Below are 15484 nucleotides of genomic sequence, written 5' to 3'. Positions count from 1 at the left end.
CAGCTGACACCGGTTCGGATCTATTGCAGATCGATACCTTAAATCGGAGCGCGGTTGACGACGCCAGCTCCTCGAACTTAGGATCGACCCCACAACTCAACCCCGTACGCAGCGATTAGGTTCGCTGGCCGTTGGGGTGAAAAAACCGGCCCAGGCCGGTTTTTTCGTTTCCAGGGATTGGAATTGTGCGCACTGCCTTCTTCGTTGACGGCTACAACCTGTTTTACGGGCTGTTGGCCGGCACACCGTACAAGTGGCTGGACCTGCCGAGCCTGCTCGGCCATATCCTGCACGTCGAGAACCCGACCAGCGTGCTGACCTCGGTCGACTACTTCACCTCCTCCGTCAAACCCGAACTGGCCACCCGTGGCAGGGTCTCCAAGGAAGCCCAGGACACTTACGTACGCGCGCTGAAAGCCCGCCACGTCAATATTCACTACGGCCGCCACCAGCTCGAACCGGCCAGGGCCCCACGCTTTATCGACAAAGGCACCGGAGCCTCACGGCTGGACAAGGTGGATATCTGGAAGCTGGAGGAGAAGGAAACCGATGTGCACATCGCCGTCAGCATGTACCGCCTGGCGGCCAGACAGGCGCTCCTGAGAAGCCTCGAACCCGTCGACCAACTGGTACTGGTTTCCGGCGATACCGATATGGCGCCAGCCCTGCGCGCCATCCGCGAAGACTTCCCGGACCTGACTCTCGGCGTCATCCTGCCGCACCGTCCGGAATTCAAACGCCCGGCACCTGGTTCCTTGAAAAACCATGCCCACTGGATGCGCCGAGTCATCACCGCGGATGAACTGCGACAGCATCAGTTGCCGCCTCGGGTGCCGACGCACAAGGCGCCGGCCATCAAGCCGGACTACTGGTGAGCAGCAGCGCCATCGGCCCCCTGCGCCACCGCCAGCGGATACACCGACTCCCAGCCCCCGCCCAGGGCCTTGTACAGGCCGACCATGGCCAGCGACACGCCGGTGGCGCTTTCCACCAGTTGTTCCTGGGTGGCAAGCAGCGCGCCTTGTACGGTCAGGACGTTGACGAAGTCCACCACGCCTTCGACGTATTGCTGTTGCGCGGTGCGCAGGGCGATCTGGTTCTGGCGCACGGCTTCGGCGAGGCTGTCGCGGCGCAACTGGCTGCTGTTGTAGCGGGTCAGCTGGTCGTCGATTTCGTGCCAGGCGCGCAGCACGGTCTGCTGGTAGGCGATGGCCGCTTCCTGCTGCTGGGCTTCGCGCAGGTGCAGCATGCCGCGCAGGCGGCCGCCGTCGAACAGCGGCAGGCTGAACTGCGGGCCGATGCCGAACTGGCGCGAACTCCAGGAGCCGAAGTCCGACAGCTGCAGGGCCTGGGAGCCGAAGTTGCCCGACAGGGTGATGCGCGGGTAGAAATCGCCCTTGGCCACGCCGATGCTGGCGGTGGCGGCATGCAGGCGGGCCTCGGCCTGGCGGATGTCCGGGCGGCGCTCGGCCAGTTGCGACGGCAGGCCGATGGCGACCTGGCGCGGGGTCTGCGGTACCGGCGCGTCTGCCGCCAGTTCGTCGCGTAGGGCCTGGGGCGGCGCGCCCAGCAGCAGGCTCAGGGCGTTGATCAGTTGCGCCTGGCGCTGTTGCAAGGCCGGCAGTTGCGACTCGATGGTCGCCACCTGTGCGGCGGCCTCGGCCACATCCAGGTCGGTGGCCACGCCGTCGGCCAGACGCAATTGCGACAGCTTCAGGCTGTGGCGGGCAACGTCGAGGTTCTGCTCGGTCACCGCCCGGGTGCTCTGCACACCGCGCAGCTGGATATAGTCCTGGGCTGTTTCCGCCAGCACCGACAACAACACCCCGCGCCGATCGTTCTCCGCGACTTCCAACGTCGCGTCGGCAGCCTCGGTCTCGCGCCGCACGCGGCCCCAGAAGTCCAGCTCCCAGGACGCCGAGAAACCGGCGTCCCACAGATTGAAGGCGGACTTGCCGGCGTTGCCCGACGGATCGTTCAGGCCTTCGGCGCTGTTGCGTTTGCGCGCATAGCCGCCGTTGGCGCTGCTGGTCGGATAACGCTCGGCGGTCGTCACCTGGTGTGCCGCGCGGCTCTGTTGCAAGCGACTGGCGGCCAGTTGCAGGTCCAGGTTGTCGGTCAGCACCCGCCGGCTCAAGGCCGACAGCTGCGGATCGTTGAACACCTCCCACCAGCGCTCGTCCAGGGGGCTGGCCACCGCCTGGCTCGGCGCAGCCTGTTGCGGGGTGGCCCAGGCCTCGATCCGCGGCCCTTCGGGGCGCTGGAAATCCGGGCCGACACTGCAGGCCGCCAGGGACAACAGGCTCAAGGCAAACGCCGGCTGGAGCAGGTAACGACGGCTCATCGCTTCGCCACCTCACGCACGGTGCCGGCCTTGCCCAGGGTGTCGACGCTCGCTTCCACCGACATCCCGACCCGCAGGCGCTCGGCGAGGGGCTGGCCGGGCTCCAACAGGATCTTCACCGGAATGCGCTGCACCACCTTGGTGAAGTTGCCGGTGGCGTTGTCCGGCCGGACGGCGGCGAAAGTCACCCCGGTGGCCGGGGCCAGGCTCTCGACCCGGCCGTGCAGGGCTTCGCCGCCCAGGCTGTCGACCCGCACCTCGACCGGTTGCCCGGCCTGCATGTGGGCCAGCTGGGTTTCCTGGAAGTTGGCCACCACATAGGCCTGTTCCAGCGGCACCACGGCGAGGATCTTGCTGCCCGGGGTGACGTAGGCGCCGACCCGCACCGCGCGCTCGCCGACCATGCCGTCCACCGGGGCGACGATGCGGGTGTAGGACAGCTCGTAGCTGGCCATTTCCAGGGCGGCCTGGGCCCGTTTCAGACCGCCCTCGGCGGCATCGCGCTGGGCGGTGAGGATCTCCACCTGCTTGCGTTCCGCCGCCAGGGCCGCGGTGGCCGTGGCCAGCCGCGCGCTGGCCTGGTCGATGCGGGTCTTGGCCTGCTGGGCGTTCTGCACCGTGCCGGCGCCGACCCCGGCCAGGTGGTTGTAGCGGTTCAGCTCATGTTCGGCGAAGGCCATTTCCGCTCGTGCAGCGACGACCGCGGCCTGGGCCTGGGCGATCACCGAACTTTGCCGGTCGAGGGTGGCGCGGGCGTTCTGCAGCTGCGCCTGGGCCACCAGGGTTTCGGCATCCGCCGCCTGGGCCGCGGCGCGCAGGTCGCGATCGTCGATCAGCGCCAGCAACTGGCCGGCCTTGACCCGCTGGTTGTCTTCCACCAGCACTTCCTTGATGAAGCCCGCCACGCGCGGCGCCACCAGGGTGTAGTCGGCGCTCACGAACGCATCGTTGGTGGTCTGCTCGGTGGCCTTGCCGGTCACCAGATACGCCAGCACGCCAAGGACCGCGACCGCCGCCACGCCGACGGCGATTTTGTGTTTGATGTGGATCGTCATAAAAACCTTCTGTCTCAGTAAACGTTCAAGTCGGCGCGCGCGGCGGATAGATCCGCGTCGGCAGCCAGAAAATCAGCAGGATCAGGGCCGCCGCAACGCCGGCCATGACGTAGTAGAGGTCGGCGGACGTCAGCACCACCGCCTGCTGGTGCAGGCGCCGGGCGAGATCGCTGGCACCGGCGGCGCTCAGCGGCGAGTTGCCGAGGTTGTCCACCAGCACGGTCGAGTGAAAGTGCAAGCGGTGGGTGGTCAGGGCATCCAGCACGCCGGTGGCGATCACCGCCGCCAGGCCTTTCACGGTGTTGAACCAGGCGGAGGCGAACGGTCCCTCGATCGGCTGGATACTGCCGGTGGAGAGCATCAGCAGCGGCAGCACCGCCATCGGCTGGCCGAAGATCTGCAGCAGTTGCAGCACATAGAAATCGTCGCGGATCCACACCGAGGTCAGGTGCGTGCCGCCCAGGCACGACAGCACCAGCATCCCCAGGCCGATGCCCAGCACCCAGCGGCAATCGACCCAGCGCAGGTTGCACAGGGCCGCCACCAGTGGCAGCGCGATCAGTTGCGGCAGGGCCATCACCAGCATCACCGGGGCGGTCTGCAACGGCCGGTAGCCCTGGACCTGGGCCAGGAAACTCGAGGGGATGATGATCACCGCGGTCAGCACCACCAGCACCCCGGCCAGGGTCAGCAGGGCGAAGGACAGGTTGCGGATGCCGAGCATCTGCAGCTTGAAAAACGGGATCGGCTGCGACCATTCGTTGATCATGAACAGCACCAGCAGCAAGGTCCCGCCGCCCAGCAGCAGGCAGATCAGCGGCGAACCGAACCAGTCCAGGCGGTTGCCCTGCAAGATGCCGATCACCAGCATGCAGATCGCCGGAAAGCCCAGCAGCAGGCCACGCCAGTTGAAGCCTTTGAAGCGCTCCAGGCGCAGCGGGTCCTGGGGCAGGCCGTAGGCCACCGCGAGCAGCGCCAGCAAGCAGGGCGCCACCACCTGCCAGAACGCCCATTGCCAACCGACGTATTCGGTCCACAGGGCCGCCAGCGGCGTACCCAGGCTCGGGCCGAAGGTGGCGGTCAAGGCGTAGCCGGCCAGGCCGTAGAGCTTGACGTTGGCCGGCAGGAAACGCAGGGCCACGGTCATCAGCATGGGCGGCAGCGCACCGCCGGCCAGGCCTTGCAGGGTGCGCAGCAACAACAGGCTTTCATAGTTCGGGGCGAACGGGCAGAGCACGCCCAGCAGGGTGAACAGGGCGATGGCGCAGAGGGTGAAACGGCGCAGCGAGAAGGTCACCGAACACCAGGGCGCGAAGGCCATGGCCGCCACCGACGTGGCGGTGTAGCTGGCCACCAGCCAGGTGCCTTCGTCGTAACCGATGGCCAGGGCGCCCCGGATGTCGGCCAGGGCGATCTTGGTCACCATCTCGTTGAGGCCCGAGACCAGCACCGCCAGCAACACGCCCAGCAGGCCGATGACGATCCGCGGTCCGAAAACCGGAGGGCTGACGGCTGCCGGTTTGCTGGCCGCTGCAAGGGGGGCCGGGGCAGCCACGGCAAGGGAACTCATGGGGGAACCACTCCGGATAAAAACACCGAAGCAGTTTAAGAAGCGCGACAGCTGACGAAAACTGACTTATCGACAGCTTATAAGTGCACCAGACACAACGATTAGCTGACGCGATCTGTAGGAGCGGAGCTTGCCCGCGATGAACGATGACGCGGTGCTTCAGATAGACCGCGGCGCTGCTATCGCGGGCAAGCCTCGCTCCTACAGGTTCGGGGTTGGGGTCAGGGTTGGGCGTCCTGCCAGGTTTCGTTGCAGCAGGCGCGCAGGGTTTCGCGGAACCATTTGTGCGCCGGGTCCTTGTCGTAGCGCGGATGCCAGGTCTGGGTCAGCACCAGGGTCGGCAACGGAATCGGCAAGTCGAAGGAGCGCAGGCGCAGGCCCAGGCGCGACACGCTGAACAGGGTTTCCCTGGGCACCGGCAGGATCAGGTCCGAGTCCGGCAGCATGAACATCGCGGCATGGAAGCTCGGCGCGATCAGCGCCACCCGGCGCTCCAGGCCCAGGGCGTTGAGCGCCGTATCGATGGGGCCATGGGCGAGGCCGCGACGGGACATGCTGATGTGCGGGAAGGCGGCAAAACGCTCGGCGGTGATCTCATCGTCGAGCAGCGGGTGATGCTCGCGGACCAGGCCGACGAAGGTGGTGGAGAACAGGTTCTGCACCTTCACTTCCGGGGTCAGGGGCCGGGTGTTGCTGATGCGCAGGTCGATGCGACCTTCGCGCAAGGCCTCGTCGTCGCCGTCGCCTTCCGGGACGATACGCAGTTCGCAATGGGGCGCCTGGCGCTCCAGGATGTCGATCAGGCGGCCGCCGTAGACGCCGACAAAGAAGTCGTTGGCCCGCACGTTGAAGCGCCGACGCAAGGTACTCAGGTCGACCTGATCGGCGGAACGGAACACCAACGCCGCCTGCTCCACCAGGTCGCGCACCTGGCCGCGCAGCTCCAGGGCCTTGGGCGTGGGCACCAGGCCGCGACCAGCGCGCACCAGGATCGGATCGCCCAGGGCCTCGCGGATTCGCGTGAGGGTGCGGCTCATGGCCGCCGGGCTGAGGTTCATGCGCTGGGCCGCGCCGACCACGCTGCCCTCGTTGAGCAGGGCGTCGAGGGCGACCAGAAGGTTCATGTCCGGAAGTTGCATGCTGAGCACTCGTGGCTGACCGGGAATGTGTCAGACGCAATGCTAGCAGGGTCATTTCAGCCATGGATACGGCACTCTGTAGCCGCTGCCGCAGTCCTCGCCAGGCCTGCGCACGCGGGGTGTCAGGCGGAAGGCGTCACCGGGATTCAGCGTTGCATGCCCCAGCGTTTTACGGTGATGCGTTCGAGGCTGTCGAACACCAGGTTTTCCACCAGCAGGCCGATCAGGATCACCACCGCGAGGCCGGCGAAGACCTTGTCGGTGTACAGCTCGTTGCGGTTCTGGAAGATGTACCAGCCCAGGCCGCCCTTGCCGCTGGAGGCGCCGAACACCAGTTCGGCGGCGATCAGGGTGCGCCAGGCGAAGGCCCAGCCGATCTTCAGGCCGGCGAGGATCGACGGCAGCGCCGCCGGAATCAGGATGTACAACACCAAGCGCAGCCCCTTGAGCCCGTAATTGCGCCCGGCCATGCGCAGGGTTTCCGAGACCCCGAGAAAGCCGGCGTAGGTATTCAGGGCCAGGGCCCAGAGCACCGAATGCACCAGCACGAAGATCAGGCTGTTCTCCCCCAGGCCAAACCACAGCAAGGCCAGCGGCAGCAGGGCGATGGCCGGCAGCGGGTTGAACATCGAGGTCAGGCTGCTCAGCAGGTCGCGGCCCAGTTGGGTCGACACCGCCAGGGTGGTCAGGGCGAACGCCAGGACGATGCCGATCAGATAACCCTTGAGCAGCACCACTAGGGAAATGCCCACCTTGCCCAGCAGCTCGCCGCTGCGCAGGCCGTCGTACAACGCGCTGGCGGTCTGCAGGAAGCCTGGCAGCAGCAGGTCGTTGTTCTGATAGCGGGCCACGGCCTCCCAGAGCAGCGCCAGCACGATCAGGATCAGGCCCTTGCGCAGCCAGCCGTGCTGCCAGAGACGCTGGCCCAGGGGTAATTCCCGCTCCAGCGGCACCGCCAACAGCGGTTCGAGGGCGATTTCGTATTCCTGGCGAACGGGTGATGAATGGCTCATCGGACGCTCCTCCTACAAGCTCAATAAGCGATACGGATATCGGTGAAGTCCAACTCGCGCTCGGTTTCCGGCGACTGGCCTTCGTCGAACAACAGCCGGTGGATGCGTCGCGCCGTCTGCTGGAAGGCCACGCCGCCCAGGCTTTGCAGGTCGTACTGATGGCTGTGGATTTCCGCCCGCACCCGCCCCGGGTGGGGCGACAGCAGCAGGATGCGGTTGCCCACCACCAGCGCCTCCTCGATGGAGTGGGTGACGAACAGCAGGGTGAAGCGCACCTCTTCCCAGAGCAGCAGCAACTCCTCCTGCATCTTGCGCCGGGTCAGGGCGTCAAGGGCGGCGAAGGGCTCGTCCATCAGCAGAATCTTCGGCTGCATGGCCAGGGCCCGGGCGATAGCCACCCGCGCCTTCATGCCACCAGACAAGGTATGCGGGTAGGCGTCGGCAAACGCCGCCAGGCCGACCTTGTCCAGGTAGTGCAGCGCGCGTTCCCCGGCCTCGCGGCGGTTGAGGGTTTTCGATGCCAGCAGCGGGAACATCACGTTCTGTTTCACGGTTTTCCACGGCGGCAGCTGATCGAACTCCTGGAATACCACGATCCGGTCCGGCCCCGGCTGGCTGACCCGTTGCCCCTGCAGGCGGATCTCGCCCTCGCAGGGCGAAATGAAACCGCCGACCGCCTTGAGCAGGGTCGACTTGCCGCAGCCCGAAGGCCCGAGCAGGACGAAACGGTCGGCGGGGTCGACCTCGAAACTGACCTGGTGAGTGGCCCGCACCACGCGCTGCGGGGTGCGGTATTCCAGGCTGACCCGGTCGACCGCCAGCAGCGCCCGGGCTGCCGCGGTCGGGTTGCTGGCCGTGTGGCCTGGCAAGGGGGCGTTCATGGCGATCAGCTCCCTTGCAGCGGGGTGGCGTCCTGGAAGAAGTAGTCCTTCCACGATTGCGGCTTGTGCTTGATCGCGCCCACGCGGTAGAGGAACTCGGCCAGCGGGTAGGTATTTTTCGGCGTGACGGTGAATTCGTACTGCGGGCTGTCGATGATTTTCAGCAAGGCGGCGCGGTCGATCTTGGCCTGGGTCACGCGGATATAGGTGTCCGCCGCCGCGCCCTTGTCCTTCTGGGCGAAGTCGGCGGCCTCGGCCAGCGCCTCGACGAAGGCCTTGTAGGTTTTCGGGTTGTCGTTGCGGAATTTCTCGGTGGCGAACAGCACGGTCGGCGAGTTCGGGCCCAGCAGGTCGTAGGTGTTGAGCACCACGTGCACATTGGGGTTGGCCAGGGCCTGGTCCTGGAACGGCGGGTTGGAGAAGTGCCCGGTGAGCTCGGTGCCGCCGGCGATCAGCGCCGCGGTGGCGTCCGGGTGCGGGACGGCGATGGTGTACTTGTCCAGGCGGTTGAACTCCTGGTCGCCCCACTGTTTGGCCGCCGCGTATTGCAGGAACCGCGACTGCACCGAAACCCCCACCGCCGGCACCGCGATGCGGTCCTGCTCGCTGAAGTCGGCGATGGTCTTGACCTTGGGATTGTTGCTCACCAGGTAGTAGGGGAAGTTGCCCAGGGACGCCACGGCCTTGACGTTCTGCTTGCCCTGGGTGCGGTCCCAGATGGTCAGCAGCGGGCCGACGCCGGCCCCGGCGATGTCGATGGAGCCGGAGAGCAAGGCGTCGTTGACCGCCGAGCCGCCGGACAGCTGGGTCCAGTCGACCTTGATGTCGATGCCTTCTTCCTTGCCGTGCTTCTCGATCAGGTGCTGGTCGCGCACCACGTTGAGCAGCAGGTAGACGATGCCGAACTGTTCGGCGATGCGGATCTGGCCTTCGGCCTGGGCCGCGGTCGGCGCGATCAGGCTGGCGGCCAGCAGGCTGAAGCCCAGGCCGATGGCCGCGGCCAGTTTGCCCAGGCGCGGGCGACGTTGAGTCGGTTGGGACATGGTGGTTCTCCTGCCGTGGGTGGCCGATCAGTAAGGGGTGTCGCCCTGGATGGTGGTGCGGTACAGCTTGCGGCGCAGGTGGCTGGGGCAGCCGGCGGCCAGGTGGATCAGCGAGCGGTTGTCCCAGAACACCAGGTCATGGGGCTGCCACCGATGGCGGTAGATGTTTTCCGGCAGCACGCTGTGGGCGTACAGCTCGGCGAGCAGTTCTTGGCTTTCGTCTTCCGGCAGGCCGACGATGCGGGTGGTAAAGCCTTCGCTGACGAACAGCGCCTGGCGGCCGTTCTCCGGGTGGGTGCGGACGATGGGGTGCACCACTTCGGCGACCTGGGCCAGTTGCTCCGGGGTCAGGGTCGGGCGCCAGTTGCCCTCGAATTTGCTCTCGCTGTAGCGCGCGGTGTAGGAGTGCGCGGCCGAGCGGCCCTCGACGGCCTTGCGCAGCGCCTGGGGCAGGTTGTCCCAGGCTTTGTGCATGTCGGCGAACAGGGTGTCGCCGCCTTCGGACGGCAGCTCCTGGGCGTGCAGCATCGAGCCCAGGCTCGGCAGTTCCTTGTAGGAGAGGTCGGAATGCCAGAACTTGCCGGCGTCCCCCAGGCCGATGGACTGGCCGTTCTCGATGATATTGGAAACGATGAGGATTTCCGGGTGCCCGGCCAGCAGGAACTGCTTGAGCACATGGATCTGCAGCACGCCGAAGCGGCGGCTGAAGGCGATCTGTTGTTCGGGGGTGATGTGCTGGTCGCGGAACACCACGACGTGGTGATCCAGATGCGCGCGGTGAATGCGCGCGAAATCCTGGTCGTTGACCGGTCGGGCCAGGTCCAGGCCGACGATCTCGGCACCGACGGCGCCGCTGAACGGGCGGATGGTAAAGGTTTGTGCGGCGATGGGCGCAGCACTTGCGGATCTCGCAGACAGTACGGACATAAATCACTCCCGCGCAATGCACGCCCGGTGGCGCGCGCGTCGATCAGAAACTCACGGAGGTCCCGTGTGGGTTCATTTCGTGCGGCGCGCCGATTGGTCGGCAGGTACGCAGGGAGTTGACTTTATAGATATAAGAATTGAATTTTAAATACCGTTAGAGAATAACGATATGGCGATTCGGCGAGGGGATGGCGGTGAATGGGCGGACGCTATCGCGAGCAAGCTTCGCTCCTACAGGATTGTGGAGATCCTGTAGGAGCGAAGCTTGCTCGCGATGACGATGTAAAGGCCACCGCCAGCAGCGGCTACGGGATCAACGCTCGTGCAACGCCTCGGCCCGGGCGCGGATGATCGGCTTGAGCAGGTAGCTGAGGATGCTCTTCTCGCCGGTGATGATGTCCACCGAGGCCACCATGCCGGGGATGATCAGCAACGGCTTCTCGTCGCTGCCCAAGTGGCTGCGCTCGGTGCGCAGCTTGATCATGTAGTAGGTGGTCTTCTTGTCTTCGTCGGTGATGGTATCGGCGCCGATCTGTTCCAGCTTGGCCTTCAGGCCGCCGTAGATGGTGTAGTCATAGGCGGTGAACTTGACCACCGCTTCCTGCCCCGGGTGCAGGAAGGCGATGTCCTGTGGACGGATCTTCGCTTCCACCAGCAGGGTGTCGTCCAGCGGCACGATTTCCACCATGTCGCTGCCCGGCTGGATCACGCCGCCGATGGTGTTGACCATCAGTTGCTTGACGATGCCGCGCACCGGCGAGGTGACCAGGGTCCGGCTGACCCGGTCTTCCAGGGCCTTGCCGGTGGCGCTGGCCTTGTTCAGTTCGGTGCGCGCCTCGTTGAGCTGGGTCAGGGCTTCGCTGCGGAACTTGCCGCGGGTTTCGTCGATCTTGCGCTGCACTTCCTTGATCGCCGATTCGGCACGGGGGATCGCCAGGGTGGTGGCGTCCAGTTGCCCGCGGGTTTCGACTTCGGCGCGCTTGAGCCGCAGCACTTCCACCGGCGACACCGCGCCCTGGGCCACCAGCGGCTCGGACATATTGATTTCCTGGCGCTGCAGGCCCAGTTGCTGGCGGTACTGCGCCTGCTTGGAGGTGAACTCGCGCAGTTCCTGCTGCTTCTGGATCAGTTGTTCCTGCAGGCCGCCGACTTCATCGTGCAACTGCTGGCGGCGGCTTTCGTACAGCGACTTCTCGCTGGCGGCCTGGCCGGGCGCGGCCTCCAGGGCGTCGGCGGGGAAATTCAGCGCCCGGTCGTCGATCTCCGCGCTCAGGCGTTCCACCCGCAGCAACATCGACAGCCGGTCGGCCTCGGTCTCGCCGACGTTGGATTTGAAGCGCGTGTCGTCCAGGCGGATCAGCGGCGCGCCGGCCTCGACGATTTCGCCTTCCTTGACGAACAGTTCGGAGACGATGCCGCCTTCCAGGTTCTGGATTTTCTGCACCTTGGATGACGGGATCGCCTTGCCCTCGCCCTTGGTCACTTCGTCGATCACAGCGAAGTTGGCCCACAGCAGCAGGAACAGGAAGAAGCCGATGATGCCCCAGATGGTCAGGCGGATAACCCGCGGCGCGTCTTCGATCAACGCCTTGTTGACCTCGGGCAGCGGCTGGTCGTGAAGCGATTCGGTGCCTTTGAAGTAGCGCAGGATCGAGTCTTTTACATCGGACTTAAGCAACACTGATCTGCCCCTTCTTCAACGCTTCCATCACCACGGCTTTCGGCCCATCGGCCAGGATCTGCCCGCGGTCGATCACCAGCAGGCGATCCACCAACGACAGCAGCGAGGCCCGGTGGGTGACCAGGACCACGGTCTTGCTTTCCACCACGGCTTGCAGGCGTTGCTTCAAGCGCTCTTCACCGGTGTTGTCCATGGCGCTGGTCGGTTCGTCGAGCAGCAGGATCGGCGGGTTGAGCAGCAGGGCCCGGGCCAGGGCGACGTTCTGCCGCTGACCGCCGGACAGGTTCTGCCCGCGCTCGCCCACCTGCAGTTCGTAACCCTGCGGATGCAGCCGGGCGAATTCATGCACGCCGGCCAGTTCGGCGGCCTGCAACACCAGTTCGTCTTCGACGTAACGCGCGCCGGAGGTCAGGTTGTCGCGCAGGGTGCCGGCCAGCAGCTGGATGTCCTGGGCCACATAACCGATGTTGTGGCGCAGCTCGCTGACGTCGATCTGCCGGATGTCCACGCCGTCCACCAGCAAGGCGCCGGAGTCCGGGGCGTACAGGCCCACCAGCAGCTTGGCCAGGGAGCTCTTGCCCGAACCGCTGCGGCCGATGATGCCGATCTTCTCGCCCGGCTTGATCACCAGGTTGATGTTCTTCAGCGCCGGGTTCTGCTGCCCCGGGTAGGTGAAATTCAGTTGCCGGCATTCGATGGCGCCCTGCAGCACGTTGCGGCTCAGGGGGCGCTCGTCGAAGTTGCGCTCCTGGGGCAGTTCCATCATCTGGTCGACCGAGGTCATGGTCACCCGCGCCTGCTGGTAGCGGGTCAGCAGGCCGGACAGCGAGGCCAGCGGGCTGAGGGCGCGGCCGCTGAGCATGTAGCAGGCGATCAGACCGCCCATGCTCAGGTTGCCGTCGATGATCTGGTACACGCCGAAGACGATCATCACCACCCCGGCCAGTTGCTGGATCAGCAGGGTGATGTTCATCGCCAGGCTGGACAGCATCTTCACCCGCAGCTCGAGCCGCCCCAGGGTGCCGATGGTCTGCTCCCACTGGTACTGGCGCTCGCTCTCGGCGTTGTTGACCTTCACCGCGTCCAGCCCGGCCAGGGTCTCGATCAGGCTCGACTGCCGCTCGGCGCCCAGGGCCATGGTTTTTTCCATGGTCGCGATCAGCGGCTTCTGCAGGGCGTAACCGATGCCCAGGGCGATCGGGAAAGCCAGCACCGGAATCCACACCAGGTGCCCGCCGAGGATGGCGATCACCAGGAAGATCAACAGGGTGAACGGCAGGTCGATCAGGCTGGTGAGGGTCAGCGAGGCGAGGAAGTCGCGCAGGCTCTGGAACTCGTGGATGTTCTGGGCAAAGCTGCCGACCCGCGCCGGCCGGTATTTCATGGCCATGCCGACGATGCGCTCGAACAGCGTGGCCGAGATGATCAGGTCGGTCTTCTTGCCGGCCAGGTCCAGGCACAGGCTGCGCAGGCTCTTGAGGATCAGGTCGAACACGTAGGCGCCGGTGATGCCGATGGCCAGCACCCACAGGGTCGCGGCCGCCTGGTTCGGCACCACGCGGTCGTAGACGTTCATCACGAACAGCGGCGCGGCCATGGCGATGATGTTGATCAGGAAACTGGCGGCGATGGCGTCGGCGTACAGCCAGCGCGAACGCTTGAGGGTGTCGCGGAACCAGGAGCGCGCCCGGGGAATCAGCGAGCCATGGTTGACGTCGAACTTGTGTTGCGGCTGGGCGAAGAACACTTGCCCGCTGTAATCGTCGGCCAGCACCTGGCGGTCGACGCTGACTTCGCCGCCGTCGCTCTCGCTGAGCAGCAGCCGGGCCCGGTCCTCGCCCTTCCAGCCGACCAGGACGGCGCTGCGGCCGTCCTTGAGCAACAGCAGGGCCGGCATGGCGATGGCGGGGATCTGCTCCAGCTTGCGCCGCAGCAAACGCCCCTGCAGGCCGGCGCGAGCGGCGGCGCGTGGCAGCAGCTCGGCGCTCAGGCGCTGGGACGGCAACGGCAGGCCGGTGGTCAACATGGCCGCGCTGGCCGGCTTCTGATGCAGTGCGCACAGGGTCAGCAGGGCATCCAGCAGCGGGTCGTCATGCATGCCGCGTGGATCATGGCTGAGTTGCACTCGACTGACTTCTGATTCCACGCTCGGCACTCTTTAACTGTCAAATTGGATGAAATGTACTCAATTCATCCCAGGCAGTTGGACCTTGGGCTTCACATCGTTCTGTACGACGGAAGCCATGGGGGCGACCACTCCCTGGCTCTTGAGCAACTCGCCCATGGTCGCCTTGATTCGATACTGAGTAAATAACTGAATGTTCTTGATTTCGGCCAGTCGGCGCGAAGCGGTGAACAGTTCATTCTCGCTATCGAGCAAGTCGAGCAAAGTACGCTCGCCCAGGCTGAATTGCTTCTGGTACGCCTCGCGGACACTGGCGCTGCGGTCGACATACTGCTGGGCGATCGGCACCTGTGCATTGGCGTTGTTCAAGGCGTTCCACGCCAAGCCTAGCTCTTCGTTCAGAACACGCAGGGCGTTGTTGCGAATATCCAGCGCCTGGTTGGACTGGTAGGCCTTGGATTCCAGGTCGGCCTTGTTGCTGCCGCCGGCGAACAGGTTGAAACGCATGCGCAGCATGGCCTGCCATTCGTTGTTGTGGCCGTTGATCCCGTCCAGGTTGTTGTCGGCGGTACGTCCCAGCTCGGCATCGAAGCGCGGATAGAAGGTCGACTTGGCGGCGTCGTACTGCTTCTCGGCAGCGACGATGTCGGATTCGGCCGAACGCAGGATCGGGCTGTTTTCCAGCATCTGGCGCTGGGCCTCGTCGAGGGTCGCCGGCAGCAGGGCCATGAAACCGGCCGGACGTTCCAGCTGGTCCGGCATCTGGCCGACCGCGCTCAGGTAGTTGGTCTGGGCATCGGCCAGGTTGGTCTGTTCGGTGATCAGGTTGTTGCGCGCCTGGGCCATGCGCGCTTCGGCCTGGTCGAGGTCGGCGCGGCTGCCGACGCCGCGCTGGGTGCGCAGCTGGATCTGATCGTAGATGCGCTCGTGATTGCGCATGTTGTCTTCGGCCAGGCGCACGAACTCACGACGGGTCAGCACGTCCAGGTACACCTGGGCCACGGTCAACGCGGTGCGTTCGGAGGTGCCCAGCAGCGAGTACGCACGGGAATTGACGTTGGCTTGTTGACGCCCTACTTCACTGGACGTGGCAAAACCGTCAAAAACCATTTGTTGGAGACGTAAACTTGACTCGCTGCGGTTCAACGTCTCCCAGTGGTTGCTCGAACCGGCACGGGTCGTCGGGCTGTCGGTGCCTTCGCGGCCGTAGCCACCCAGCAAGTCGACCCGCGGCAAATAGCCGCCCTTGGCCGCTTTGAGCTGGTAGTCGGCCGCCAGGCGGCTATTGACCGCAGCCTGGATTTCCGGGTGGACGTCCAGGGCTTTCTGCATGGCTTCAGGCAGGGTCTGGGCTTGGACGAAACTGCTGGCGAGAACGAAGGGTAAGGCTTTGAACAACTGCGGACGCATAGAGGGGGTTCCCTGGACTTCTTGTCCCAAATCACAGCAATACGAGGTGCTGCATCGGATGATGGCAACCTGCATGACCGTATATCGGAAAGTTCAAAACAAGAACTGGGTCACACACTTTTAGACAGGTCACCGGACAAATATCAATGTGACATTACCTTGACGATTGTTTAGGATGGCACACAGAAGGTCAATAGTTTGGCATATGCTTAATAGCAAAAAAATATAGCCAAAATATTGACATGTTTTCGCGTCAAAAGCACGTGTTTCTACACTCTGAACGTCCAGACTGCGCC

12 protein-coding genes are annotated in these 15484 nt (G+C 65.1%); 1 reads left to right on the top strand and 11 read right to left on the bottom strand.

Annotated elements, in window-relative coordinates; translation table 11 throughout:
* Positions 1-185 precede the first annotated feature (185 nt).
* Positions 186-875, top strand: coding sequence for an NYN domain-containing protein (locus ACQKQA_RS03860; RefSeq protein WP_427553715.1), 690 nt, complete (start codon positions 186-188; stop codon positions 873-875).
* Here the strand turns inward: ACQKQA_RS03860 and ACQKQA_RS03855 are convergent.
* The 11 genes from ACQKQA_RS03855 to ACQKQA_RS03805 form a co-directional block, all read right to left on the bottom strand.
* Positions 866-2344 (bottom strand): efflux transporter outer membrane subunit, encoded by a 1479-nt coding sequence (locus ACQKQA_RS03855; protein WP_427553713.1) that lies wholly within the window; start codon positions 2342-2344, stop codon positions 866-868. The genes ACQKQA_RS03860 and ACQKQA_RS03855 overlap by 10 nt on opposite strands.
* The gene (locus tag ACQKQA_RS03850) at positions 2341-3399 is read right to left on the bottom strand and encodes an HlyD family secretion protein (protein ID WP_427553711.1); all 1059 of its coding nucleotides are present in this window, start codon (positions 3397-3399) and stop codon (positions 2341-2343) included. Before ACQKQA_RS03850 ends, ACQKQA_RS03855 begins: the two co-directional genes overlap by 4 nt.
* A gap of 25 nt (positions 3400-3424) precedes the next feature.
* The gene (locus ACQKQA_RS03845; protein WP_427553709.1) at positions 3425-4969 is read right to left on the bottom strand and encodes an MFS transporter; all 1545 of its coding nucleotides are present in this window, start codon (positions 4967-4969) and stop codon (positions 3425-3427) included.
* A 221-nt stretch (positions 4970-5190) separates the two neighbouring features.
* The gene (locus ACQKQA_RS03840) at positions 5191-6108 is read right to left on the bottom strand and encodes a LysR family transcriptional regulator (RefSeq protein ID WP_427553707.1); all 918 of its coding nucleotides are present in this window, start codon (positions 6106-6108) and stop codon (positions 5191-5193) included.
* Between the two features lie 146 nt (positions 6109-6254).
* Complete coding sequence (locus ACQKQA_RS03835; protein WP_427553705.1) at positions 6255-7121, bottom strand: ABC transporter permease; 867 nt, start codon at positions 7119-7121, stop codon at positions 6255-6257.
* 20 nt (positions 7122-7141) lie between these two features.
* Positions 7142-8002: an ABC transporter ATP-binding protein gene (locus ACQKQA_RS03830; RefSeq protein ID WP_427553703.1), complete on the bottom strand. Its 861-nt coding sequence runs from the start codon at positions 8000-8002 to the stop codon at positions 7142-7144.
* A gap of 5 nt (positions 8003-8007) precedes the next feature.
* Positions 8008-9045, bottom strand: a complete 1038-nt coding sequence (locus tag ACQKQA_RS03825) for an ABC transporter substrate-binding protein (RefSeq protein ID WP_427553701.1) — start codon at positions 9043-9045, stop codon at positions 8008-8010.
* 27 nt (positions 9046-9072) lie between these two features.
* Positions 9073-9972 (bottom strand): TauD/TfdA dioxygenase family protein, encoded by a 900-nt coding sequence (locus ACQKQA_RS03820; protein WP_427553699.1) that lies wholly within the window; start codon positions 9970-9972, stop codon positions 9073-9075.
* Positions 9973-10285: 313 nt separating this feature from the next.
* Positions 10286-11653, bottom strand: a complete 1368-nt coding sequence (locus ACQKQA_RS03815; RefSeq protein ID WP_427553697.1) for an HlyD family type I secretion periplasmic adaptor subunit — start codon at positions 11651-11653, stop codon at positions 10286-10288.
* Positions 11643-13799: a type I secretion system permease/ATPase gene (locus ACQKQA_RS03810; RefSeq protein WP_427553695.1), complete on the bottom strand. Its 2157-nt coding sequence runs from the start codon at positions 13797-13799 to the stop codon at positions 11643-11645. The genes ACQKQA_RS03815 and ACQKQA_RS03810 overlap by 11 nt, the downstream gene beginning before the upstream one ends.
* A 39-nt stretch (positions 13800-13838) precedes the next feature.
* Entirely contained in the window at positions 13839-15188 is a 1350-nt protein-coding gene (locus ACQKQA_RS03805) for a TolC family outer membrane protein (protein WP_427553693.1), read from the bottom strand.
* Positions 15189-15484: the final 296 nt, after the last annotated feature.

It is taken from the genome of Pseudomonas sp. NPDC089530, assembly GCF_050280705.1.
Classification (GTDB): domain Bacteria; phylum Pseudomonadota; class Gammaproteobacteria; order Pseudomonadales; family Pseudomonadaceae; genus Aquipseudomonas.
The sequence above is the reverse complement of the archived record's forward strand: the minus strand, read 5'-3'. Positions and strand labels throughout refer to the sequence as shown.

Coding starts and splice junctions, on each gene's coding strand:
- ACQKQA_RS03855 (WP_427553713.1), bottom strand. CDS start 2,344: ATGAGCCGTCGTTACCTGCTCCAGCCGGCGTTTGCCTTGAGCCTGTTG.
- ACQKQA_RS03850 (WP_427553711.1), bottom strand. CDS start 3,399: ATGACGATCCACATCAAACACAAAATCGCCGTCGGCGTGGCGGCGGTC.
- ACQKQA_RS03845 (WP_427553709.1), bottom strand. CDS start 4,969: ATGAGTTCCCTTGCCGTGGCTGCCCCGGCCCCCCTTGCAGCGGCCAGC.
- ACQKQA_RS03840 (WP_427553707.1), bottom strand. CDS start 6,108: ATGCAACTTCCGGACATGAACCTTCTGGTCGCCCTCGACGCCCTGCTC.
- ACQKQA_RS03835 (WP_427553705.1), bottom strand. CDS start 7,121: ATGAGCCATTCATCACCCGTTCGCCAGGAATACGAAATCGCCCTCGAA.
- ACQKQA_RS03830 (WP_427553703.1), bottom strand. CDS start 8,002: ATGAACGCCCCCTTGCCAGGCCACACGGCCAGCAACCCGACCGCGGCA.
- ACQKQA_RS03825 (WP_427553701.1), bottom strand. CDS start 9,045: ATGTCCCAACCGACTCAACGTCGCCCGCGCCTGGGCAAACTGGCCGCG.
- ACQKQA_RS03820 (WP_427553699.1), bottom strand. CDS start 9,972: ATGTCCGTACTGTCTGCGAGATCCGCAAGTGCTGCGCCCATCGCCGCA.
- ACQKQA_RS03805 (WP_427553693.1), bottom strand. CDS start 15,188: ATGCGTCCGCAGTTGTTCAAAGCCTTACCCTTCGTTCTCGCCAGCAGT.